Origin of the sequence: Kushneria konosiri, assembly GCF_002155145.1 — a bacterium.
Lineage (GTDB): Bacteria > Pseudomonadota > Gammaproteobacteria > Pseudomonadales > Halomonadaceae > Kushneria > Kushneria konosiri.
In genome coordinates this window covers 2,666,197-2,688,637 of record NZ_CP021323.1, presented here as the reverse complement: position 1 = coordinate 2,688,637, position 22,441 = coordinate 2,666,197, and the positions used below count along the sequence as shown (strand labels likewise).

Annotated in this window: 17 protein-coding genes and 2 pseudogenes; 11 read left to right on the top strand and 8 right to left on the bottom strand. The window is 57.3% G+C overall.

Annotated features, from left to right (window positions below; all coding sequences use genetic code 11):
* Positions 1–6 precede the first annotated feature (6 nt).
* On the bottom strand, positions 7–912 hold the full coding sequence (gene ltnD / locus B9G99_RS12445; protein ID WP_086622441.1) for an L-threonate dehydrogenase: 906 nt from the start codon (positions 910–912) through the stop codon (positions 7–9).
* A gap of 34 nt (positions 913–946) precedes the next feature.
* On the bottom strand, positions 947–1,708 hold the full coding sequence (locus B9G99_RS12440) for a FadR/GntR family transcriptional regulator (RefSeq protein WP_227875809.1): 762 nt from the start codon (positions 1,706–1,708) through the stop codon (positions 947–949).
* Between the two features lie 243 nt (positions 1,709–1,951).
* Here B9G99_RS12440 and denD point away from each other — a divergent pair, with 243 nt between their 5' ends.
* From denD to B9G99_RS12425, 3 genes and pseudogenes are all read left to right on the top strand, one after another.
* On the top strand, positions 1,952–2,914 hold the full coding sequence (gene denD, locus B9G99_RS12435; RefSeq protein ID WP_086622440.1) for a D-erythronate dehydrogenase: 963 nt from the start codon (positions 1,952–1,954) through the stop codon (positions 2,912–2,914).
* Positions 2,915–2,977: 63 nt separating this feature from the next.
* Positions 2,978–4,378 (top strand): annotated as a pseudogene (locus B9G99_RS12430) (GntP family permease).
* 94 nt (positions 4,379–4,472) lie between these two features.
* Positions 4,473–4,652 (top strand): hypothetical protein, encoded by a 180-nt coding sequence (locus B9G99_RS12425; protein WP_086622439.1) that lies wholly within the window; start codon positions 4,473–4,475, stop codon positions 4,650–4,652.
* A gap of 94 nt (positions 4,653–4,746) precedes the next feature.
* Here B9G99_RS12425 and B9G99_RS12420 read toward each other — a convergent pair whose 3' ends face one another.
* Positions 4,747–4,986 carry a hypothetical protein gene (locus tag B9G99_RS12420; protein WP_086622438.1) on the bottom strand — a complete coding sequence of 80 codons (240 nt, stop codon included), beginning with the start codon at positions 4,984–4,986 and terminating at the stop codon, positions 4,747–4,749.
* A 78-nt stretch (positions 4,987–5,064) separates the two neighbouring features.
* A complete protein-coding gene (locus tag B9G99_RS12415) occupies positions 5,065–5,502 on the bottom strand; it encodes a copper resistance protein NlpE N-terminal domain-containing protein (protein WP_158521498.1) in 438 nt (145 codons plus the stop codon).
* A gap of 229 nt (positions 5,503–5,731) precedes the next feature.
* Between B9G99_RS12415 and B9G99_RS12410 the strand changes: the two genes are divergently transcribed.
* Both B9G99_RS12410 and B9G99_RS12405 read left to right on the top strand, forming a co-directional pair.
* Positions 5,732–6,073: a hypothetical protein gene (locus B9G99_RS12410; protein WP_148663952.1), complete on the top strand. Its 342-nt coding sequence runs from the start codon at positions 5,732–5,734 to the stop codon at positions 6,071–6,073.
* A 676-nt stretch (positions 6,074–6,749) separates the two neighbouring features.
* Positions 6,750–7,166: a VOC family protein gene (locus B9G99_RS12405; protein ID WP_086622435.1), complete on the top strand. Its 417-nt coding sequence runs from the start codon at positions 6,750–6,752 to the stop codon at positions 7,164–7,166.
* Between the two features lie 219 nt (positions 7,167–7,385).
* On the opposite strand, the gene amaA is transcribed toward B9G99_RS12405, so the two are convergent.
* The 3 genes from amaA to amaB form a co-directional block, all read right to left on the bottom strand.
* Complete coding sequence (gene amaA, locus B9G99_RS12400; RefSeq protein ID WP_086622434.1) at positions 7,386–8,666, bottom strand: L-pipecolate oxidase; 1,281 nt, start codon at positions 8,664–8,666, stop codon at positions 7,386–7,388.
* A gap of 30 nt (positions 8,667–8,696) precedes the next feature.
* On the bottom strand, positions 8,697–10,181 hold the full coding sequence (nhaC, locus tag B9G99_RS12395) for a Na+/H+ antiporter NhaC (protein WP_086622433.1): 1,485 nt from the start codon (positions 10,179–10,181) through the stop codon (positions 8,697–8,699).
* 99 nt (positions 10,182–10,280) lie between these two features.
* Positions 10,281–11,774 carry an L-piperidine-6-carboxylate dehydrogenase gene (gene amaB, locus B9G99_RS12390; protein ID WP_086622432.1) on the bottom strand — a complete coding sequence of 498 codons (1,494 nt, stop codon included), beginning with the start codon at positions 11,772–11,774 and terminating at the stop codon, positions 10,281–10,283.
* 620 nt (positions 11,775–12,394) lie between these two features.
* Between amaB and B9G99_RS12385 the strand changes: the two genes are divergently transcribed.
* The 6 genes and pseudogenes from B9G99_RS12385 (at position 12,395) to B9G99_RS12365 (ending at position 18,421) form a co-directional block, all read left to right on the top strand.
* The gene (locus tag B9G99_RS12385; RefSeq protein ID WP_086622431.1) at positions 12,395–13,324 is read left to right on the top strand and encodes a LysR substrate-binding domain-containing protein; all 930 of its coding nucleotides are present in this window, start codon (positions 12,395–12,397) and stop codon (positions 13,322–13,324) included.
* Between the two features lie 126 nt (positions 13,325–13,450).
* On the top strand, positions 13,451–14,704 hold the full coding sequence (locus B9G99_RS12380; protein WP_086622430.1) for a 2-aminoadipate transaminase: 1,254 nt from the start codon (positions 13,451–13,453) through the stop codon (positions 14,702–14,704).
* Positions 14,705–14,863: 159 nt separating this feature from the next.
* The gene (gene hglS, locus B9G99_RS12375; RefSeq protein WP_086622429.1) at positions 14,864–16,249 is read left to right on the top strand and encodes a 2-oxoadipate dioxygenase/decarboxylase HglS; all 1,386 of its coding nucleotides are present in this window, start codon (positions 14,864–14,866) and stop codon (positions 16,247–16,249) included.
* 762 nt (positions 16,250–17,011) lie between these two features.
* A complete protein-coding gene (locus tag B9G99_RS12370) occupies positions 17,012–17,419 on the top strand; it encodes a hypothetical protein (RefSeq protein WP_086622428.1) in 408 nt (135 codons plus the stop codon).
* A gap of 255 nt (positions 17,420–17,674) precedes the next feature.
* Positions 17,675–17,833: pseudogene (locus tag B9G99_RS17315) on the top strand (phage integrase); the annotation flags it as partial.
* A gap of 12 nt (positions 17,834–17,845) precedes the next feature.
* Complete coding sequence (locus B9G99_RS12365) at positions 17,846–18,421, top strand: tyrosine-type recombinase/integrase (protein ID WP_418268968.1); 576 nt, start codon at positions 17,846–17,848, stop codon at positions 18,419–18,421.
* A gap of 245 nt (positions 18,422–18,666) precedes the next feature.
* On the opposite strand, the gene B9G99_RS12360 is transcribed toward B9G99_RS12365, so the two are convergent.
* Positions 18,667–22,431, bottom strand: coding sequence for a helicase-related protein (locus tag B9G99_RS12360; protein WP_086622427.1), 3,765 nt, complete (start codon positions 22,429–22,431; stop codon positions 18,667–18,669).
* Between the last annotated feature and the right edge of the window lie 10 nt (positions 22,432–22,441).

Here is a 22,441-nt window from a genome sequence, read left to right as displayed (position 1 = left end):
TCGGGATCAGTCGTTGGCCGCCTGCGTCGGCAGATCAATCCCGGGGAAGATACGCACTACTCCAGCATCGTCCTCACGGCCAAATCCCATGGACGAGGCCTGGCTGAACATGGTCAGCGCCTGGGCAGTCATCGGCAGTGGAAAACGCTCGGCGCGAGCTGTATCGTGCACCAGCCCCAGATCCTTGACGAAGATGTCGACCGCCGAGCGTGGCGTATAATCGCCCTCGAGAATATGCGGTACGCGGTTTTCAAACATCCAGGAGTTACCCGCGCTTTTGGTGATCACTTCATAGAGCGTTTGCGGGTCACAGCCGCTTTTGATGCCGTAGGCCATGGCCTCGGCCGCCGCCGCGATATGCACGCCTGCCAGCAGCTGATTGACCAGCTTGACCTGTGAGCCCTGCCCAGGCGCCTCACCCAGACGAAAGATGGTGGCCGCGATGGCGTCCAGCGCCGGCTGGGCACGCTCAAACACGCTCGATGGACCAGAGGCCATCAGCGTCAGCTCACCGGCGGCGGACTTGATCGCGCCACCCGAAATGGGGATATCGAGATAATCGATGCCCTTGTCTGACAGCTCGGCCGCCAGCGCAATGACATCGTCAGGTGCCGCCGTGGCGCACCCCACCACGATGCTGCCGGGGGCCAGAGTCGAGGCCAGGCCATTGCTTCCCAGCAATACATCACGCATCTGGGCCGCATTGACGACCACCAGAAAGACAATGTCGACCTGGCTGCCCATCTCGGCGGGGTTGGCAACCGGCCGGCCCCCCTCGGTGGCCAGTCGTTCAAGGGCGTCTGCGTTGATGTCGCAGCCCAGGGTCTCGAACCCGTCCCGGACCAACGATGTCGCCATGCCCATTCCCATTGATCCCAGCCCGATCACCCCTGCTCTGAGCCTGTGTGTCATGCCTTGACTCCTTTAAAACCAGTCCATGATGAAATTAATCCCGATCGCCTTCACGGGTATGCTCGAATGCCTCGATCAACGACTCAGGAATGTCACTCAGGCGCCTGCGGGCCTGATCCATGTGCCACCACGCCGCCTGACGCGCGGCGTCGCCATCACCACTGGCAATGGCCTCGATAATGGCGTCGTGCTCACTGATGACCTCGGCAACAAAATTGTCACGTCGGGCTTCGTTGCTTCGGGTCAGGCTGATCGCCTGATGCAGGAACCGGTTATAAAAATCCAGAATCGTGATGAAGTACTCATTGTTTGAGGCCTCGGCGACGGCACGATGAAAGGCGAGATCCTGCTCCACACCGGATTCGCCGGCTTCCACGGCCTCATCGATATCCACCATCGCATTGCGCAATCTCCGAAGCTGTGCCCGTGAACAGCGCATGGCCGCGTGAAAGGCCGCTTCGCCCTCCAGCGCACGACGCAGTTCCAGCAGATGCAGTACCGAAGCCAGCGAACCACCGGGCAGCGCCTGCACCAGCGATACTGTAGGCGCCTCGACCACAAAGCTGCCGCTGCCCCGCCTTGAAACGACAAGACCGGCGTTACGCAGCATGGAAATGGCTTCACGAACCACCGAACGGCTAACCTCATGGCGCTCTCCCAGCGCCGCTTCGGTAGGCAGTCGCTGACCGGCCTTCAACTCTCCGGTATGGATTGCGCGGGTCAACACGCCAGCCATCTGCTCGGCAAGCCCCGGCCCTCTCTCCGACATGCGCTTGTCGGACGTCGAATCAACCATGTCGTGTATGCCTCCATGTCGGATGCGCTCCTGCAGGAAGTGACATCCAGGCGTCGGATGTTCGACCAATGACCATATTGCCTCGCTCAACAGTTGTCAGACAACATTACAAAAAAAAGAGAAACACTCAATACCTCCTTTGAATGATATCGCTCAATGCGTTCACTGGATGTACCGGGCCTGACTGGCGACAGGACCAAAAATTCAGAAAACGCTTCGACACACCAGACAAGGAAGCAGCCCATGCACATCATCATCACTGGCGGCGCCGGATTTCTGGGCGCACGGCTGGCCATGAAACTGCTCGATCAGGGAGCGCTTGCAGGACAGTCCATCACCCATGTCACAAGCCTGGATCTGGCGCCCTGTCCCATCGACGACGAGCGCATCGAGTCGATCGTGGGTGACATCAGCGACCCATCGGTCATCGAGCGTGCCTTTCGCGAAGACACCATTGCCGTGTGCCATCTGGCAGCGATTGTCAGCTCTCATGCCGAAGCGGAATTCGATCAGGGCATGCAGGTCAATTTCGATGCCACACGGTCTCTGCTTGAAGCCTGTCGACATCGCGGTGATCACATCCGGTTTCTGTTCAGCAGCTCACTGGCCGTCTTCGGGCCCGGCATGCCTTCACCGCTGACCGAGCAGACGGCACCGCAGCCGCGCTCCTCCTATGGCACTCAAAAGGCCATGAGTGAGCTGCTGGTGAATGACTACAGCCGTCGCGGCTTCATTGATGGCCGGATCTGCCGCCTGCCCACGATCGTGGTACGCCCGGGCCGCCCCAATCGCGCCGCCTCTTCCTTTGCCAGCTCCATCATCCGTGAACCGCTGGGTGGTGAAGAGGCGATCTGTCCGATCGACCCGGAATTTGCGATCTGGATCTGCTCACCGGAAACCATCATCAACAACCTTGCCCATGCGCTGTCGCTTGACGCCGAGCGTCTGGAAATCTGTCGCACCATCAATCTACCCGGCATGTCGATTGAGGTCCGCGAAATGATTGAAAGTCTTGAACGTGTGGCAGGAAGCGAGGCCAGCGCAAGAATCCGCTACGAGCGTGATCCGCAGATCGAGGCCATCGTCTATAGCTGGGCGCCGCTTTTTGATAACCGCTACGCCCTGTCACTGGGCTTTGACGTCGACGAGCAGTTTGACGACATCGTACGTGCCCACCAGCGCTACATGGCCGGTCAGAAGGACTGATCGGCGCATATCACCCCGTTTGAAAGATAACGCCAACCACTTTTTTTTCGGGAATCAACCGTCATGACAGATGCTATAACTGCAGGACCCCAGGTCATCATCGGTCTGGGCATTGCCATCTTTGTGATGATCTTTCTGGTGCTGAAAACGCGCGTACACGCGCTATTGGCACTGGTAACAGCTGCCTCGCTGGCCGGTTTGATCGGCGGTATGCCGGCCAACGATGTCATCAAGGCCATTACCACCGGATTTGGCGCCACCCTTGCCACCATCGGTCTTGTCATCGGATTTGGTGTGATGATGGGCCGTATTCTGGAAGTCTCCGGCGCCGGCCAGCGTCTGGCCAGAACCATTCTGCGACTGCTGGGCAAGGAGCGAGAAGACTGGGCCATGGCGCTGACCGGCTATATCGTCTCGATCCCGATCTTTTGTGATTCTGCCTATGTCATTCTCAATCCGCTGGTGCGCGCGCTGTCACGCAGCAGTGGTCGTTCGCTTCTGACCCTTGGGATTGCACTGGGCTCGGGACTGATCGTGACACACAGTGCCGTTCCCCCCACACCGGGTCCGCTGGGGGTTGCGGGTATCTTCGGCATCGATATTGGCCTGATGATTGCCTGGGGGATTGTCTTTACCGCACCGGCGCTGATTGTCATGGTGCTGTATGCCCGCTTCATGGGGCCGCGCATCGAGGCCATGATCGAACGCGATACCGGTCAGGCCCTGAGTCTCGACGAGGACGCATCAAAGGAACCGACCCAGCTCGGCGAGCACGAGCTGCCCTCTCTGACACGCTCCATCATGCCTATCGCGCTGCCGATCGGCCTGATCTTTCTCAATACGCTATTTAGCGCCCTGGCCAGTCTGAACGACAGCGTGAGCATCGAAAATTCGCTGATCGGACAGATGATTACCTTTTTTGGTAACCCGGTGATTGCGGTCGGTATCGGTGTGTTGGTGGCGGTTTATGGGCTGGTCCCCAAAATGCCACGCCCGGAAGTGCTCGCCCATCTGGAAAAGGGCGTGGAAAGCGCTGGCATCATCCTGCTGGTCACCGGTGCCGGCGGCGCTCTGGGGGCAGTACTGCGCGCCAGCGGCGCGGGAGACTATATCGGCGCTCAGGTGGCTTCGCTGGCGCTGCCCACCTTTTTGATCCCATTTATCATTGCCACGCTTGTGCGCTTTGCCTAGGGCAGTGGCACGGTATCGATGATCACTGGCGCTTCCATTTCAGCACCCATTCTGGCCGCCATACCGGACGTCAACATGGTGCTCGCGGCTCAGGCAGCCTGCCTTGGAGCGCTGTTTTTCAGCTATTTCAACGACAGTTATTTCTGGGTGGTCAATCGGATGCTGGGCGTTAAAAATGCCAAGCACCAGCTACTGGTGGTCTCGGTGCCGACAACGCTTGGCTGGGCCACGGCGCTTGCAGGGCTCTTTATCGCCAATGCCCTGATGGGATAACGCAATCCGAAACACTCTTTATGCGGTGATGACCTATGCTTGGGGCAGGCAATGACTGTCCCTCATACCGTCTCATCACCCAAGGAGAGCCTTCATGACACAGCGCATCTGTGACTGTACCTACTGTGAATGCGTCGTTCCCGATACGGCCCCCGAGGTCAACGGCAAGGTATATTGCTGTGAGGCCTGCGCCACTTCGCACCCGGACAATCAGCCCTGTCAGGACAGCCAATGTGATTGTCATCGCCGCAACTGGGGCGGCATCAAGACCTGATATTCAGCGTCGATCAACACCCGCAATACAAGGGCCCGCTTCCATGGAAGCGGGCCCTTTCAATATAAAGTACGCGATCAGCCCCGTTCATGCCTCAGGAAGAACTGGGCGCGTTTCCCTTTTTATTGACCACTTCTTCAAGCAGTTCTTCAGCCTCACTTTTGGGCTTGTTTTCAATCTCTTTTTGAAGATCGGCGTATTGACCACGCACGGTGTTGCAAGATGAACAAAACACCTTATCGGTAGGGTTTCGCACCTCTGACAGGCGAACACTATGACTGCCGCACTCAGGACACGGCGTTGGCATCCTCATCTCTTCAGACAGATCACCCATGTCAATCTCCTGTATCAGACGTTGGGGCATACAAGAAACCCGGCCACAGGGGCCGGGTTATCTGAACTCAGGCGCTCATTAATTGATACGCTTGAGCGTCAGGTTATCGCTGGAATCGATTCGTGTGTAATTGCGATCCAGTAGCCGCATATCACCATTACCTACCGGCAGCAGGTTATAAATGGTGTTGCCCTGACCATTTTTCAGTTCATACACCAGAGGGTAGCTGTTGGGACCCACGTTTTGCTTGATCAGCACCTGACCCTTGGTTTGCAGCGGCTTCTCGCTCTGGCCCAGACGCGTGCTGTCCAGCGTGAAGCTCGCTCCAGTATTGTTCTGATTACGGATTTCAAGATTGGTCTTGATTCCGGCACAGTCAGCACACGGTAACGTGCCCTGATAACGACCATCAGCCTGCGCATAGGGTGACTGGTTTTGCACATCGTTGCCGGAACAACCCGCCAGTCCGATAACAGATGCAAGTACTGCGGTAGTAGCGATACCCTTGAACGTCATTTCGAATGCTCCTTTTCGAAAACAGGCACTTTTTAGCCTAGGCAAGAATCCAACCATGCGCCAATTTAACCTGTGATCTCTTTTTTGAGCACAGCGGCCAGGTTTCACATCCGCCAGAATATTAGTACATCATCACGCTGAGGGTGACATGAAACGCAATTTTTTAACGGTATGCCTGCTGGTGGGCACTTTTTTATCAAGCAGTGTTGCAATGGCAGAGAGCGAAGTCATGCCTACCGAACCATTTACTGAAACGCTTGATAACATGCTCAAGGATGAAAGACTGGTCGGCTATGACATTCGTTCGCTGACGGCCAGCGATATTGATGTCGAACTGACCTATTCAGGGAATCATCATTACAGTGACGCAGAGCTTGAGCCCTTTAACAACGGTGTCTGCTACGCACTTTTGAAAACAGCCGTCAACACAGGACTGAGACCCTTTACAGGCCATACCGATATCCGCTGCCGGGCTGTACAGCGAAGCGGTGAGCGCGCCGAGGCAGGGGTTCTGGGGACCAGTCGCTACCAGCGTGACAATGATGACTTTGTCTATCATTCCACTCGCTGATGGCGTGGCGTCACGCCATAATGTAGCGGCACCATCCATTTCCGGCGGCCGCTGCCCGAAAGGCAACTCCCATGGTCACTCCAGCCTGACCATCGCCCGTGGCGCCGGGCAGTAATGATCTGGACCTGATCGAGCATTCTCGGCAACCCGCCCTCTTCATGGAGAAGTCTTTTATGGCAGAAGCTATCAGCAATACCCTTCAACTGCTGCGTGATCTCATGTCGTTGTTCACCTGAGCCCACGCATCGATAATCGCTCAAGAAGCAGGATTAATAAACCAGAACAATAACCCGAGTTATTTTATAAACGATGCCAAATTGGGGGCTTTTTTATACAAACGCTATGGCACGTCACTTTCAGGGCGAATAATCTGATCAGGTGGAAGGATCCACATCGTGCATGGAGCACTAGAAGCATGGACTGCTTTCACGAGCATGGAAGCTGAGCGCGGTTGCTGTCTTCGGACAGTAACCGCGATTTTTTTAAAGCTGAAAATACGAGTTTCGTCAGCGGCCCATTCAACGACGCTTCAGTTACACGGCTTTCACTACTAATCCAGCCTTTCCAGCACTGTTATTACATGCTCGTTCAATCATGATGACACGACGTGATAGCCTTAACATAGGCTATGAAAAATCATGCCTGTCAGAGCAGCAGATGCTGGAGTTCAAAAGTCATGCTGAGCCATGTCATGGTAGGAAGTAGTGATCTGGTACAAGCCAGGGAGTTTTATGATCCACTACTGGATTGCCTTGGTCTTTATCGCCATGAAGATGATGACACTGATCACCGATGGCTATGCTACGCCGCCCCACAGGAAAAAACCCTGTTCCTTGTCTGCCATCCCTTTGACCAGAGAGATGCCACTGCGGGCAACGGCACAATGATTGCCTTCAGGGCCCACAGTCACGAGATTGTTGACCAGTTTTACGCTATCGGAATAGCCCTGGGCGCCACCGACGAGGGCGCTCCGGCCCTGCGATCGCAATACCATGACTATTTCTATGGCGCTTACTTGCGTGACCCCGATGGCAACAAGCTTTGCTGTGTCTGCCATGATCCTCTTGAAGGTAATGAGAACGGGGAGCCATAGCGTCACGCCGAATATGTGCTGAACGCTCACTGCCGAAAGGTCTGCTGCAAAAGCCGCCTGCGACCCTGACATTCTCTATCTTCTCTCATGGTCTTCTGACACCACTTGCCCGGACACCACGACACCGAGAAGCACTTAAGGCGTCCATGCCCCACCACTGGCCGATGGCGCTCGGCCGATAGCCTGTCCCGCGGCTCAATTGAGCAGGGCCGGTCCTGTTCAGATCAGTACACGCAGGCACTGCCCCGCATGATAGAGCGTAAAGCCGCTTTCATAGGCCGCGCTCCAGAGTGAGCGACCCCTGACAGGATCACGTCGACGAATCGGTAGCGGCAACTGACCTTCATCCTTTTCATCAAGATATTTGGCAAAGCCGATACCGACAACGGTACCGGTGGTGATACCACGTCCATTGTAACCGCAGGCCGTCAAAAGCCCTGGCGCTGGCTCGAGGATACGAAGGGTGTGATCCGGCGTGAAGGCCACACGACCGCTCCAGGTATACTCCCATTCCAGACTGCCCAGCGCTGGAAAATAGTGCTGGGCAATGCGATCGGCCCAGCATTTCAGATAGGCCCGAGGCCGCCCTTCACCCTTTCCAAGGCTCCCCAGTATCAACCGCCCCTCACTGTCGCGTCGGATACTCGAGAGCACCGTCCGCGTATCCCAGGCACCCTGACGATCAGGCAGTATGGCCCGGGCTGCCTCACTGCTCAGCGGCCTGGAGGACACCTGAAGATAGTTGCCGACGAAAAAGTGTTTCCGAGCCTCATTCCATTCGTCACGAGTGTAGGCATTGGTCGCCAGAACCACCTTTTCCGCCAGTACGCTGCCATGGGCCGTTGTGACGCGCCAGGCATTTCCCTCACGCTGAATACCGGTCGCTGCACTGTGGACATAGAGTTCAGCACCCGCCTGCAGGGCAGCCCGAGCCAGACCACGAGTATACTCGGCAGGATTTACCGTACCGGCACGGCGATCGAGCAACGCCGCGTGAATCTGCCGGGTACCGGTCATTCGCTCACATGCCTCTCCTTCGACCAGCTCTACCGGCGCACCGCGAGAGGCGAGCTGGTCCCTGCGCCGGGCCAGCTCGTCACACCCCTTGCGATTATGGCCAAGATGAAGGGTTCCGGTACGTGTGGAATGACACTGAATGGCGTAGCGCTCGATCAGCTCAAACACTCGCGATGGGGCTTCACCCAGCACCCGGTTGGCCTGCTCGCCATCCTCCTGCCCCAGAGCCTTGACGATATCGTCCGGCGGCACCCACAGCCCGGCATTGACCAGCCCGACACTGCGCCCCGAACCGCCGGCGGGAATCTCACCGGCTTCCAGCACAGCCACTTCAATACCACGCTCGGCCAGATGCAGGGCGGTGGAAAGCCCCGTAATACCGCCGCCGATGACACAAACATCACGGCGAATCGACTCGCCGAGCGGTCTGGTAGACGGCGCATCCTCAATAGCGTTGACGGCCCAAAGACACTGTTCCTGCATGATTCCTCCTTCTGTCTCAACGCGTCTGGCTCAGGTATCACTGGCGAGTTCATGTGACCGGGTTGTATTGTTGCCGCCTTTTTTGTCCAGCTCAGCTGACGGCGCCGAAGCGTTCGCTCCGCTGGTATTGTCTTTCGGAACGAACCTGCCCAGCAGGGCCCATAGCAGACCAAACAGCGGCGACAGCCAGCAGGCAAAGGCGAATGGCGCATAGAGCAGGGTTGGCACGCCAGTGGTGGCAGCGACAAAACTTCCACCCATGTTCCAGGGGATCAGCGGCGACAGCAGCGTGCCGTTATCCTCAATGGTGCGCGACAGCACTGAGGTGCGATAACCCATCTTCTTGTACTGTCCATGCAGCAGACGCCCCGGCAGTACCAGCGTGGTATAGACGTCACCAACCACCACGCCCACCGAAGCGGTAGTGACCGAGCTGGTCAGCACCATGCTGAAGCGACCGCGCATCAGCCGGGCCAGGTGAGTCATGATCGCGTCGATGGTGCCGTAGGCTTCAAGCATTCCGGTAAACCCGAGCGCAAACAGGGTCAGCGTCACCACCCAGGTCATCGACATCGCTCCGCCCTTGGAGAGCAGCGTGTCCATTGCCTCGTTACCGGTTTCCGCGACATAGCCGTTTTGCATCACATTAAACACTGCCTGTACGTCGCTGCCCTGCAGCAGGATCGCGATCACACCGCCAAGCGCAGCGCCGCCAAAGATGGTGGGAAACGGCGGCAGCCTGGCCATCGACAGCGAGATGACCACCACAGGGGGAATCAGTGTGACCCAGCTCAGGGTAAAGTGATCGGTCAACGTCTGACGCAACGTATCGATGCCGCCGGCGTCGACCAGCTGATCGGCATAGCCGGCACCCAGCCAGCCATAGATCAGCAGCGCCAGCGTCATCGCCGGCACCGTGGTCGCCATCATGCTCTTGATATGGGTCCACAGATCGGTCTCACAGACCGCCGGAGTGAGATTGGTGGTATCGGAAAGCGGCGACATCTTGTCACCGAAAAAGGCACCGGAAACCAGCGCACCCGCAGTCAGATAGACCGGGATACCCAGCCCCTGACCGATCCCCATCAGCGCCAGACCAACAGTGCCTATCGTCCCCCAGGAGGTGCCCACGGCAAGCGAAATCAGCGAGCTGATCAGACAGGTGGCGATCAAAAACCAGCCAGGCGATACCAGATTGATGCCGTAGTAGATGAGCGTCGGTACCGTGCCCGAAAGAATCCAGGTGCCGATCAGCATGCCTACTGCAAGCAGGATCAGAATTGCCGGCAGGCCAAGCTTGATCACCTTGAGCATCGACGCTTCAACGCTCGTCCAGGCGATGCCACGCAGGCGCGCAAAGAAGGCGCAGATCAGAATGCCGCAGGCAAGCGGGATGTGCGGCGTGAAGTCACCAAAGACGAAAAACTGCGTCATCAGCAGCGCCACGGTCAGCAGTAGCGGTGCCAGAGCCATCGGCAGACTGGGGATGGGCCCTACACGGACGTTATCACTCATCAACCTTCTCCCGGAGTTGTTATTGGCGCACAGGCTGGGGATCGCGTTGGGAATATGCTGGAAGGGGTGCCGGAGCGCGAGGCGCGCTCCGGCGGGGTTTCAATCGAACTTGATGCCCTGAGCCAGCGGCAGCTCGCGCGAGTAGTTGACGGTATTGGTCTGGCGGCGCATGTAGCTTTTCCAGACATCGGAACCGGACTCACGCCCGCCACCGGTCTCCTTTTCACCGCCGAAGGCGCCACCGATCTCGGCGCCGCTGGGGCCGATGTTGACGTTGGCGATGCCGCAGTCACTGCCCTGATCGGAGACGAAGGCTTCCGCCTCCCGCACGTCGGTGGTGAAGATGCATGACGACAGCCCCTGCGGCACATCGTTATTGAGCGCCAGCGCCTGGTCGAAGTCGCGATAACTGAGCACGTAAAGGATCGGTGCGAAGGTTTCGTGCCTGACCAGCTCATCCTGCTCGGCGACCTCGACAATCGCCGGCGAGACGTAGTAGCCGTCGGGGTAGGTATCGGCCAGCTGGCGCTCGCCGCCGAATACCTTTGCGCCCTGCTGACGCGCCTTTTCAAGTACCGACTGCATCTGATCGAAGGCCTGGGCATCAATCAGCGGACCAACCAGATTGCCTTCCATCGGATCACCGATGGTGACGTTGGCATAAGCCTTCTTGATCCGCTCGACCACTTCATCGCGCACCGACTCGTGGACGATCAGGCGGCGCAGGGTGGTGCAGCGCTGGCCGGCGGTGCCCACCGCCGAAAACAAAATGCCGCGAACGGCCATATCCAGATCGGCGCTGGGCGCCAGAATCATGGCATTGTTGCCGCCCAGCTCAAGAATGCTGCGACCGAAACGTGCAGCAACTCTGGGCGCGACTTCACGACCCATGCGCGTGCTGCCGGTGGCACTGATCAAAGGTACGCGCGGATCGTCGGTGAGGGCTTCGCCGGCTTCACGCTCACCGATGATGACCTGGCTCAGATCCGCCGGAGCATCATCACCAAACTCGGCCATGGCGCGCTCCAGCAACGCCTGACAGGCCAGTGCACACAGCGGTGTTTTTTCGGAAGGCTTCCACAGCAGGCTGTTACCGCATACCAGTGCCAGTGCGGCGTTCCAGGCCCAAGGGGCGACCGGGAAATTGAAGGCGGTGATCAGGCCGATCGGCCCGAGCGGGTGCCAGCTTTCGCGCATATGGTGACCCGGGCGCTCGGAGGCAATGGTGAGACCATAGAGCTGGCGTGACTGGCCGACCGCGAGATCACAGATGTCGATCATCTCCTGAACTTCGCCCAGTCCTTCCTGATAGATCTTGCCGCACTCAAGCGTGACCAGCGCCCCAAGATCCTCCTTGTGACGACGAAGCTGCTCGCCGAAAAGGCGCACCAGCTCGCCGCGCCGCGGCGCCGGGACCTGACGCCAGGCAGCGAAGGCGCGCTCGGCACGATCGATGCGCGCCGTTACTGCCGCCGCGGACTCGTTGCTGACCCGACCCAGCTCGCCACCGTCGGTGGGCGAAGTGACCACGTAATCGCCTTCACGATAATCCGAGGGGGCCACGCCGAGGCGATCGAGAATCTCGTCGATCATGTTGTTCTCCTGCTACCGGAACGAAAATGGTGTCGGCGCAGTATTACGTTGGCCTTCGACGCGGCACAAACGACGTTTTATACCAACATCATTCCTTTTTTTCCTGTCAGCAGGCTGCCATTAACCGCCTTCCTTCAGTGTCCTGTCGTATTTTGCAGCGGCGATACCGACGTTCGACCAGGGTCGGGCAACAAGAACCTGTCGGCGCTCAGAAGTGTATTGAGCTGCAACAATTCGACAATAAAGGGGCCCGGCTGGGAGAATCCTGTCCTCTGCATCAGCGAACAGCGATCCACGCCGTGGTGCTCCAAAGGGCGGAACGAGCCCGAAGAAAAGGTGGATCGCAGGTCTCGATGATCAGATCGGGAATGAAGCGTAAACTCGGACTGGCCATCAGAATCGGCCTGACGCCTGGCGACCAATGGATGAGACAGCATTGCGGGTGCCCTGCCAGGATTGGTATGAAACCGACTCGAGGCAGACGAGGCCTTCATCGAGCGTATTGCTCTGCTGACGTCGGAAAAACCCGCCTGCAGCTGCAAGTATCACGTCAGCCATTGACGCGTCACAAGCGACGTTTTATACCAACGTCATTCTCTTTTTTCCGCCAGCAGGCTGCCATGAATCGTCGCCATCTTCCCACCCTGACCGGCATGCAATGCTTTGAGGCCGCCGCACGGCATTTGAGCTTCACCCGAGCTGCCGATGAGCTTAACCTGACCCAGAGTGCCGTCAGCAAGCAGGTCGCACAGCTTGAAGCCATTCTCGAACATCCTCTCTTTCAGCGCGTCAGACGGCGTCTGCAGGTCACACCGGAAGGCTCTCTTTACCTGACCGAAGTACGCAAGGTACTGGCCCAGGTCGAGATGTCGACGCGCTATATGCAGTCCTATGGCGGAGAAAGTGACGTTCTCAACGTTTCCACCCTGCCCACCTTCGGTTCTCGCTGGCTGGTGCCTCGCCTCAAGGGTTTCCGACTCCAGCATCCCTCGATCTATCTGAATATCAGCATCCGCTCGGAGCCCTTTGACCTGGATCAGGAGCGAATCGATGCCGCCTTTTTCTATGGGCGCGGCGTCTGGCCACGAGCGAACTGCATTCACATGCTCAATGAGGAAATAGTCGCGGTCTGCGCGCCGTCGCTGCTGCCTGCCGGTGGTTTCGTTGAGGCCCTCGACCTCACTCGCCTGGTGCTGTTACAAAGCGCCTCCCGGCCGGAGTCCTGGCATGCCTGGTTTGATGACCAGGGACTCTATACCCGTCACAGTTATCATGGCCCGCGATTTGATACGTTCGAGATGCTGCTGCGCGCGGCGCGTGTAGGCTGCGGTGTTGCGCTGGTACCGCGCTTTCTCGCTGAAGAGGAGCTGGAACAGGGCATGCTGTCCATCGCCTGGCCCCATGTACAGACCAGTTCGGACGCCTACTACCTCGCCTATCCTGAAAACAAGGGTGATGTCCCCCGGGTTCGAGGCTTCATCGACTGGATGAAATCACATCTGATATATCCCGCGACCGAGACTTTGCCAGGCCCACCAGCTCCCCGATAAAGGCAACACCGGAAATTATGGAATGACCAGGACGTTTTTTTTCGTTTGAAGCGTTCTCACGCCTGCTGCTTTGATAATCGGACTTTCGATTTTCGAACCTCCGACACGCCAGACAGGTAAGCCTCCATGGAATTTCCGCATGTCAGCAGCGCCCTCGGCATCGTGCACCCACTTCGCATCGAACAGGGTGTCAATGCTGAAGTGTGGGACAGCCAGGGTCACCGTTATATCGACTTCGTGGCCGGCATCGGCGTCCACAACCTGGGCCATGGCCATCCAGCCATTCGCACCGCCCTGCACCATCAGGTCGACCGTCTGATTCATGCGGCCTTTAACGCCACGCCGCATGGCGGCTATCTCGACCTTGTCGCGGCACTGGATACGTTCGTACCCGTCTCCTATCCGTTGACGACCATGCTCACCAACAGCGGCGCCGAAGCCACCGAAAACGCGCTGAAAATTGCTCGCGCTCACACCGGCCGCGAGGCGGTGATCGCCTTCGATGATGGGTTTCATGGTCGAACGCTCGCCGCGCTCAATCTGAACGGCAAGGTGAAGCCCTACAAGCAGAGCATGGGCAGCCTGCCAGGCCCGGTATATCACCTGCCCTTCCCGAGCCCGGACAATGATGTTACCGATGCCGAGGCGAGTGCTGCCCTTGTCAGGCTCTGCGAGGTGTCATTGCCCGTTGACGAAATTGCCTGTGTCATCGTCGAACCGGTCCAGGGAGAAGGAGGCTTTCGCAGACTCAGCCCCGGCTTTGCCCGCCATCTGCGCGATTTCTGTAATCATCATGGCATCGTCCTGATTTTCGATGAGATTCAATGTGGTTTTGGACGTACCGGCGAGCGCTTTGCCTTTTCACATCTTGAGGTCGAACCGGACCTTTTGTTGATGGGCAAGAGCATGGCCGCAGGCGTTCCTCTTGCCGCTGTTGCCGGGCGAGCAGAGCTGATGAACGCTGTGCCGAAAGGCGGCCTTGGTGGCACGTACTCCGGTAATGCGCTGGCCTGCGCCGCGGCTCTCAAGGTCATCGAATTGATGAGCGAGGACAATCTGGCACGCTGGTCGCAGACAGTGGCTTTAGCCATTTTGGCGCATTACCACACCTGGCAGGACAGCCAGCGCTATCCAATGATTGGTGCCATTACCGGCATCGGGGCCATGCGCGGCATCGTGTTTGAAGATACCTGCAACGCGAGTGGCAGCGAACACCTGGCAGCGCTGGTGTCCACAGCGCGTGAGCATGGCCTGCTCCTGATGCCCAGCGGTCGAAAGCGCAATATACTGCGACTTTTTCCGCCTCTGACCATCGAACCCGAGATTCTGGAGGAAGGTCTTTCACGCCTGGGCCGCGCACTGGATACCCTGACGCCATGACGGCATCTCCAGAGCACCCCAGGCCAAACCCTGCCGGCCGGATGGCAGAACGCACGCTTTGGGTGAACACCTGCCTTTTATGGGCACGGGACATCTTATCGATGCAGAACTACTGCCTCTGCTCTTTTGAAATTTTTCTGAATCGAAAGGAGTGATGCCATGTCAAAATATCTATCCAGCGACGACATCCGCGACCGCTTTTCAAGAGCCATGTCCGAGATGTACAAAACGGAAGTACCGCAATACGGTACCCTGCTCGAACTGGTCGCCCGGGTGAATCATGAAACGCTCGAAAAGGACCCTCACCTCGCCGAGCGTCTGGAGGCTCATGACGAAATCGAGCGTCTGAGTGTCGAGCGCCATGGCGCGATTCGCGTAGGCACGCCTGAAGAGCTTGCCGGCCTCAGGCGTGTTTTCGCCGTCATGGGAATGCAGCCTGTCGGTTATTACGATCTTTCCGAGGCCGGCGTGCCGGTTCACTCCACTGCTTTTCGACCGATCGATGATGCAGCGCTTGCCCGCAATCCGTTTCGTATCTTCACCTCTCTTTTGCGCCTTGAGCTGATCGAGGATGAAACCCTGCGCCAGCGCGCCGCGGAAATTCTTGAGAAACGCAGCATTTTCACTCCGAAAGCGCTGGAACTGGTCGACACCTTTGAAGCCCAGGGCGGATTAACCGAGGATCAGGCCGAGCAGTTCGTGGCAGAAGCGCTCGAAACCTTTCGCTGGCATCAGGACGCCACCGTTGACTGGCCCACCTATCAGGCATTGAGCGCAGAGCATCGCCTGATTGCCGATGTCGTCTGCTTTCGTGGTCCGCACATTAACCATCTGACACCGCGCACCCTGGACATCGATAGCGTTCAGCAACGCATGCCGGAAGTGGGCATCACCCCCAAGGCAGTCATTGAGGGTCCTCCGCAGCGCCAATGCCCGATCCTTCTCCGCCAGACCAGTTTCAAGGCGCTGGAAGAGACCATCCTCTTTGCCGATCACCATGAAGGCTCGCATACGGCCCGTTTTGGGGAGATCGAGCAGCGTGGCGTGGCGCTGACCCCCAAAGGGAGAGCACTTTATGACCGTCTGCTCAAGACAGGTCGCGCTCGCTCACAGGGCCTTGACAATACCGAGCATCAGCGCGTGATGCAGGAGACATTTGCCGAGTTTCCTGATGATGAAGCGACGCTTCGTGCTCGCGAACTTGCCTACTTCGACTATCGCCTTGCCGCCGATAGCGAACACGACTCCAAAAGCACCATGGCCCCGGATCTTGAAGCGGCCATCGAACAGGGACTGGTCATTGCCAGACCCATTACCTACGAGGACTTTTTGCCGGTCAGTGCCGCAGGCATCTTTCAATCCAATCTGGGGGGTCAAGAGAACGAGGGCTATGCCGGTAACGCCAACCGAGAGGATTTCGAAGCCGCCCTCGGCGCGCGCGTCACTGATGAACTGTCACTTTATGCCGAGCGCCAGTCACACTCACTTGAGCGCGTGATGACGGCCTTGAACCTGTCTCAGGACAAAGCTGCCGCCTTTCTCTGACAGCCCCTGGCATGATCCGTGCGACCCTTTCGGCTCGCACGGATGATGCTTGCCCGTAGGCCATGGCCGACGGCGAATCCAGTGATGCTGCTTGATTGCGTCCTGCCGCGAACAGGACCGTGATGGATCAATTTTACGGTCCACCAGTCCCATCCTTGCCGGTGAGTAACACTGACCAGACGATTAAACAGGTGCTGTTGCGCCTCATTCTGAAGAGCACCCTCCAAACGCGGCATACCCTCAAAAGAGCGCCATAGCTCATCGAAATCGTCCGATGGGGGCATCTTCTACTCATGACAAAATGTTTCCGGCCCTACAGGCCATCGTATTCATGACCGGCGGCCATGCCGGTCGCTCTGAAAGCAGGCTCTACTCATCCGCCGTATCAACCATCGTCTCGGCTCAAACAACCCAGACTCAGGCAACTTGTTGGCGAGACGACACCAAAACGGGTGTAACATGCCATTGAAATATAAGAAATTATTTGATTAGAAAACATGGCCGATTTGTTTTATACCTGACGATGCAGTTTCTGCGGCCTTCAGCATTTGTCGGCAGGTTGAGACAAAATTTTTTTATTGATTACAGGGCAGTAAGCCCTGAATCAAAGGAAATATATGCACCTGCCAAAATGCGAACCTTTAGCCTGGTTATGTTGTACAACACGCCGTTGGCTGCCATCCGAGCTGAACGATTTGGCGGTAGTTCGCCACCGCGTGTCTACCGCCCTGTCTATCACCTTGCAGTGAAGGAAAATGATCCATGAGCCAAAAGAATCACCCTACCTCCGACCCGGCAATGCAAGCGCTGTTAAAGCGCTTATCGCCGTCTATCGCAAACAGCTTTACCACTGAGCAGCTCATCGCGCTGGCATCGATAGTCGGGGCCCGTGGAGGTCGCGTACACGCAATAGACGTACGCACTACCATTAAGCTGCCTTTTGTCCCGTTCAGTTTTTACCTGGTCTTTTTAATGGGTAAGAACCGCCGCGCTTTAAATGCCACGGAACAATGTATTGCTGTATTCTCAATGTTTCTGTTTATCGCACTGAACGTTATATTCTTGACCTGCCTTATTGTCGTTATTTTATATTTAATCAAGTCCGCACTGGGCATTGATTTAATTAGCGGATATTCAACCGGTCTTTGGGATTGGTTTACAACCCAGTAAACAGCACTTTAAAAAGTCGGCTTTTTTATAGCAGACATCTCGAAAGGGGGATATATCGTCATCATGAGGTAAATAACCTCGAGTCCGACGTTATATGCCACAGCCCCTCAGACCGGGAACTGAAAAGATGTTGTTTCTGCCTGCCCGTCACACGTCGCCCTTCGGTCGCACGGCTCCCCGAGTCGACAGCGGCTCCCCCGTCAATACCGCGCAGCGCGTGTTGACGGGGGAGCCGCTGTCGACTGCCGTGCACGCAGACCGAAGGGCCAAGAAGTGGCCAAGTTCAGGACGCAACGTCTTGCACAAGTGCTTAGCGTCAACACGGTCAACCATGACATGGGGTATCTGCGGGCAGTGTTTAACGTGGCCATCCACTTAAAGGAGTGGCACGGCGATAACCCCTTCGCCGCCGTCAAGGCGCTGAGAATGTCCCAGACGGAACTGTCCTATCTCACCCAGGAACAGATCGACGATCTTTTTACCGCACTGCATGAGTCGCGCAGCCGTCACGTGGTGCTGATGGCGGAACTGTGCCTGTATACCGGGGCAAGATGGGGTGAGGCTCAGTCACTGCACGCCGAGTACGTGCGCAACAATACCGTGACCTATGTCGACACCAGGAACGAACGCAAGCGAACCATGCCGGTAGACAGCGAGTTCTACCTGAAGCTCAAGGCACACGGCCCTCGGATCGGTCGTATATTTCCGACAGACGCCTACATGGCATTTACCCAGGCATTGAACAGGACAACTATTGTCCTGCCAAAGGGTCAAAGGACACATGTGCTACGGCACACGTTTGCCAGCCACTTCATCATGAATGGTGGGGATCTGCTGACGCTGCAACGGATACTTGGCCATCAAACCATCCAGATGACCATGCGCTATGCGCACCTCTCCCCGGAACACCTGTTGGAAGCAGTGAAATTCGGGCCGAGACGCGGCGTTGACACAACGTTGACACCGGGTACAAATGAGGGCGACGAAACAGGCGAGAAATAGCGTAAGCTATTGAAAAGGTTGGTGGGCCCAGCAGGACTCGAACCTGCGACCAAGGGATTATGAGTGCAGCGAAAGGCAAAATCGGACCGCGCCTGCCATGCGGTTTTTTATAATTTTCAAACACTTGGGAAATCCCATGATTTACATGAGGAGCACTGATTACCGTCAATCAGCAACCAAACCGCAACCACTGCTACTGTTTCGAGATCAAGCATATCCGACGACCTCAAGTTATAAACGCAACACTATTGAAGAGTACTCTCCCTCAGTCTCCTTGCTACATCATGACTTGTACGGCTGTCCTTCTTCATATCTCCCAGCTGCCTGAGGATCAGGTCTCGTGTAGCAGTAAGCAGTAGTGGGTCGGCATCAACCCGTAAAACAGCTGTCTCTTCGCAAACCGGCCAAAGCAGCGTGTCCTTTAAGGCCAGCATGCCGTTGCGATCTGGCGCTCCAAATTTGAGATGCACCCGTTGACCATGGCGACGATTGACGTCAGCTCGGAACCGGTCTAATTCTGCTATCTGATTATTGGGCGTATCAGGCTTTGGCTTGAGCTTCTGCTCGGCAAGGCTGGCGGCAGAAGCATCAAGCATTATCTTCTGCTGCCGGCCAATGCGATCATCCTGTCGAATCAGTCGACGTTCAGTACGGGCCATCAGCTCAATCTCGCCCCCCTCAGGAGGCTCGACTCCCAAGAGATCATCCGCTGTCGCCCATCGTTGGCCACCGAGCTGCAGTGCCGAGAGTAGCTTGCGCTCCTGCCATGCTGACAGAACCGCATCAAATGGCTGCAGCATGGAGTCAAGCAGCTTCTCGAAGACCGGGTCACCGTAGGTAGCGAAATGCAACCGCCGCGTGTCCTCGGCTCCCAAACCATGCTCAAACAATTCACGGGAAGTGGTCAGCAGTACATCGCGCGGCACACCTGGAACGTCCACTAGGCGGAAGGCATTGCCATGAGCGAAGCTCTCGATGCCGCCGCCCAAGGCCTTCAGATAGACACTCTCGCTGATAATCCTCCATATGCTTTCCAATGAGGCTGGCAGCGGCTCGCGGCGCTGTTGTGCTTCTAGGTGATCGTAGGCGGCTTTCTGATCCTCGGCCTTGAACTCAGTGAGTTTTTGGCGCTCCTGAATCCGCTTCGCATGGACCTGCGCCCGGCGAATAAGCTCTTCCTCATCGATCTTGCCCTCTTCACCCTCAGCCTTGGCGTAGTCCTCGAAATCCTCAGGCTGAATAGGCAGAAGTGAGAACTGTAGCTCTCCCGAGACAGTCAGCGCCTCCTGGAAGCGCTTGACCAAGCGTGAGTACACTACTTCCTCCACGCTACCTTGATAGAGGTAGTTCAGCACATGGATCTGCGTATGATGTTGTCCGATGCGGTCGATACGTCCGATACGCTGCTCCAGCATCATGGGATTCCAAGGAAGGTCAAAGTTGATCAGCAGATCGGCGCTCTGCAGGTTGAGACCTTCGGCAGCCGCATCCGTACACAGTAAGATATCGATATTCCCCGTCACAAAGCGCTGCTTGATAGTGGTACGGTCCAGCCGCTCCGGCCGAAACTCTCCGGCTTGCCGCAGTGTGCCACCGGCTCCTGAGAAGGTGCCGATCGGGCAGCCTGTCAGGCGCCGGCGCAGCTCTCCATGAAGGTACTCCATGGTGTCGGTATAACGAGTGAACAGCACCAGCTGACGTACTCGGTCGCTACAGTCGATGCGCCGCTGGTTGATATGCTCCAGCAGCTGATGCATCTTGCGGGGCGTGGTGGGTAGCTTGTCCATGGTTGTAAGCAACCGCGAGACAGCGCCCTGTTCCCAAGTCAGGTCACTCTCGGTCCGGTGCTTGAGGATCAGACCTTCCACCTCGTCGTCCGGTAGCTCTTCAAGTTCTTCACGTGAAACATCAGAGGTCGCGACCTGTTGCGCTTTGCGATCGAGCGTCTGCTGTACCTTAACCAGACGCCGCTCCAGAGAACATCGCAACGCATAGAAGGAAGATGCATAGCGCAACCGCAGAAAGCTCAGGTAGAAGCCTATAGCTGCCCGCTGCTGGCCCTCTTCCATATTGGAAGCCATATGACATGCCAAGTCGGCGCAGTACTCCTGCAGTTGGTCATAGACCTCACGCTCGATGCCGTCGAGCGGAATGATGCTGGGGGTAACCTCCCTCCAGGCGAGGTTGGCATTCAGCAGCCCCTTACGCTGGTAAGCGCGCAGCAGCGAGCGCGTATGCCGCAGCATACTGCGCCCCAGCGGCGCCAACAGGCTCAAGGCTGGCTGCACCTCTTCCCACATCATCGGCTCCAGCCAGCGATCGGTAAAATCCTCCAACCCAGATCTACCGAATGGGCTCAGCACGTGCTCGTTAACGAAGTGCCACTGTTCCGGAGAAGAGGCCCGCACATTGTTCAGGTAGCGACGCAGCCATTCGCTCTCGTAGTCGGCCATCGGCTCCTGGTTGAGCAGCTTGTCGCGAACCCGGTAGTAGATTTCGCACAGATCCTCGGAGAACTGGACGGCTCCGGCGGAGGGCATCAGCTTCAGCAAATCAAAGGCCTCCACACGATTGAGCTGCATCGGCGTAGCCGTGGCTAGCAACAGAGTGCGCGATTTGCTGTACAGCGAACTCTGCAGCTCCTGATAAAGCCTGTTAAAGCGAGGCATGACGGACTGGTTATCCGGCGTCTGACGCCTAGCCTTGTGTGCCTCATCCACCAGCACCAAGTCAGTCTCGGGTAGGTTGGTCAGCAGCCTGCCGCCGTGGCGGTTGATCACCAGCCCCGTCGAAATGATCTCCAATGGAGCATCAAACATCTGGCCCAGTCCCTGTTCCAGCTTGCCATCCAGCAGCTCAATACGTTCCCAGCCCCCCTTGCGGCTGATTCGTCTGACGAAGGGGAGATAGAACTTCTCTGCCATTTCCACCAGCCACTGCGAGGTCAACGAGGCAGGCGCAAATACCCGAATCGTGCTGGCGCGACCACTCAACCACAGAGCCCGGAAAGCCAGACCTGCTTCGATGGTCTTACCAAGGCCCACCTCGTCACACAGAAGATGGTTGCGGGGATAGGTTTCCAGCAATCGATTGGCCACGAAGCGTTGATGCGGCCAAGGCTCGATGGGCGTGGTCTCGATGGCGACTCGCTCGCCGCCCGGAAGCAGCGGCGCGAGGCGCAGCATGGCAAAACGCAGGCGCTCGGCAAAACTCGGTAAAAGCTCATCTTTCTCTCTCACTGGATTCGACGGATTGGCCCTCGGGGTTCCGTCGATCTCGAACAGCTTGCCAGCGTTACGAGCAATTTTTACCAGTTCGGACTTGACCGCCTCGGGCAGTGAAAAAGTCTTGATCGCTGGATGATTGCCCTGCCACAGCGCATTGAAGTTCCGGTGCTTCTGAGGGATCGCCTTTTTACCCCAATTCTCCCATGAAGGATGCACATTGATGTTTTCAGCATTGATGGCCAATGCCGTCTTCGACTCGTTGAGCGAACCGGAAATATACAGCTCATCCTGACCATCGCCGAGAATCGCCCACTTCTCATGCATGTAGCCATCCTGGGCATAGTCCATTAGCTGCGGTGAGCCATCCTTGGCATGCACCCGCAGACCGACGCGGATGCTGAGATAGCCATTGGCCACCATCCAAGCCAGCAGCTCGACACCGTGGCGCATGGCGGATGGCCACTGCTGAGGCGATGCCAGCTCGGCCAGCATGGCCTGGCTGGCACGCTGCTCATCCCCTTGAAGAATCGCGGCAGCATCATCGGGATCCAGCTGCATACCGACCACGAAGCGTGCCTCTCCGCCGTTCTCGATGAAACGCGAAAACCCTTGTGATGCCGCTGCCAGTGACGAAGAGCTGAAGTAGCCGGCGACACGATCGTAGTGCGTCACCCGGTTCAGCGCCGGGATATAGAAGTCGTGCAGTACATCCACAAGCTTACCATCGTCACGGATATCGGAGGTGGCGTAGCTCGGCTCCCAAGGGTAGTCGCGTAATGGCATGATGGCCTCC

What these genes read in the sequence shown, in the direction of transcription:
- B9G99_RS12385 (WP_086622431.1), top strand. Translation starts at nt 12,395, where the DNA reads ATGAATCGTCGCCATCTTCCCACCCTGACCGGCATGCAATGCTTTGAG.
- B9G99_RS12410 (WP_148663952.1), top strand. Translation starts at nt 5,732, where the DNA reads ATGCCTACCGAACCATTTACTGAAACGCTTGATAACATGCTCAAGGAT.
- B9G99_RS12415 (WP_158521498.1), bottom strand. Translation starts at nt 5,502, where the DNA reads ATGACGTTCAAGGGTATCGCTACTACCGCAGTACTTGCATCTGTTATC.
- nhaC (WP_086622433.1), bottom strand. Translation starts at nt 10,181, where the DNA reads ATGAGTGATAACGTCCGTGTAGGGCCCATCCCCAGTCTGCCGATGGCT.
- hglS (WP_086622429.1), top strand. Translation starts at nt 14,864, where the DNA reads ATGTCAAAATATCTATCCAGCGACGACATCCGCGACCGCTTTTCAAGA.
- B9G99_RS12440 (WP_227875809.1), bottom strand. Translation starts at nt 1,708, where the DNA reads ATGGTTGATTCGACGTCCGACAAGCGCATGTCGGAGAGAGGGCCGGGG.
- B9G99_RS12405 (WP_086622435.1), top strand. Translation starts at nt 6,750, where the DNA reads ATGCTGAGCCATGTCATGGTAGGAAGTAGTGATCTGGTACAAGCCAGG.
- B9G99_RS12360 (WP_086622427.1), bottom strand. Translation starts at nt 22,431, where the DNA reads ATGCCATTACGCGACTACCCTTGGGAGCCGAGCTACGCCACCTCCGAT.
- B9G99_RS12365 (WP_418268968.1), top strand. Translation starts at nt 17,846, where the DNA reads ATGTCCCAGACGGAACTGTCCTATCTCACCCAGGAACAGATCGACGAT.
- amaB (WP_086622432.1), bottom strand. Translation starts at nt 11,774, where the DNA reads ATGATCGACGAGATTCTCGATCGCCTCGGCGTGGCCCCCTCGGATTAT.
- B9G99_RS12380 (WP_086622430.1), top strand. Translation starts at nt 13,451, where the DNA reads ATGGAATTTCCGCATGTCAGCAGCGCCCTCGGCATCGTGCACCCACTT.
- B9G99_RS12425 (WP_086622439.1), top strand. Translation starts at nt 4,473, where the DNA reads ATGACACAGCGCATCTGTGACTGTACCTACTGTGAATGCGTCGTTCCC.
- B9G99_RS12420 (WP_086622438.1), bottom strand. Translation starts at nt 4,986, where the DNA reads ATGGGTGATCTGTCTGAAGAGATGAGGATGCCAACGCCGTGTCCTGAG.
- amaA (WP_086622434.1), bottom strand. Translation starts at nt 8,666, where the DNA reads ATGCAGGAACAGTGTCTTTGGGCCGTCAACGCTATTGAGGATGCGCCG.
- ltnD (WP_086622441.1), bottom strand. Translation starts at nt 912, where the DNA reads ATGACACACAGGCTCAGAGCAGGGGTGATCGGGCTGGGATCAATGGGA.
- denD (WP_086622440.1), top strand. Translation starts at nt 1,952, where the DNA reads ATGCACATCATCATCACTGGCGGCGCCGGATTTCTGGGCGCACGGCTG.
- B9G99_RS12370 (WP_086622428.1), top strand. Translation starts at nt 17,012, where the DNA reads ATGAGCCAAAAGAATCACCCTACCTCCGACCCGGCAATGCAAGCGCTG.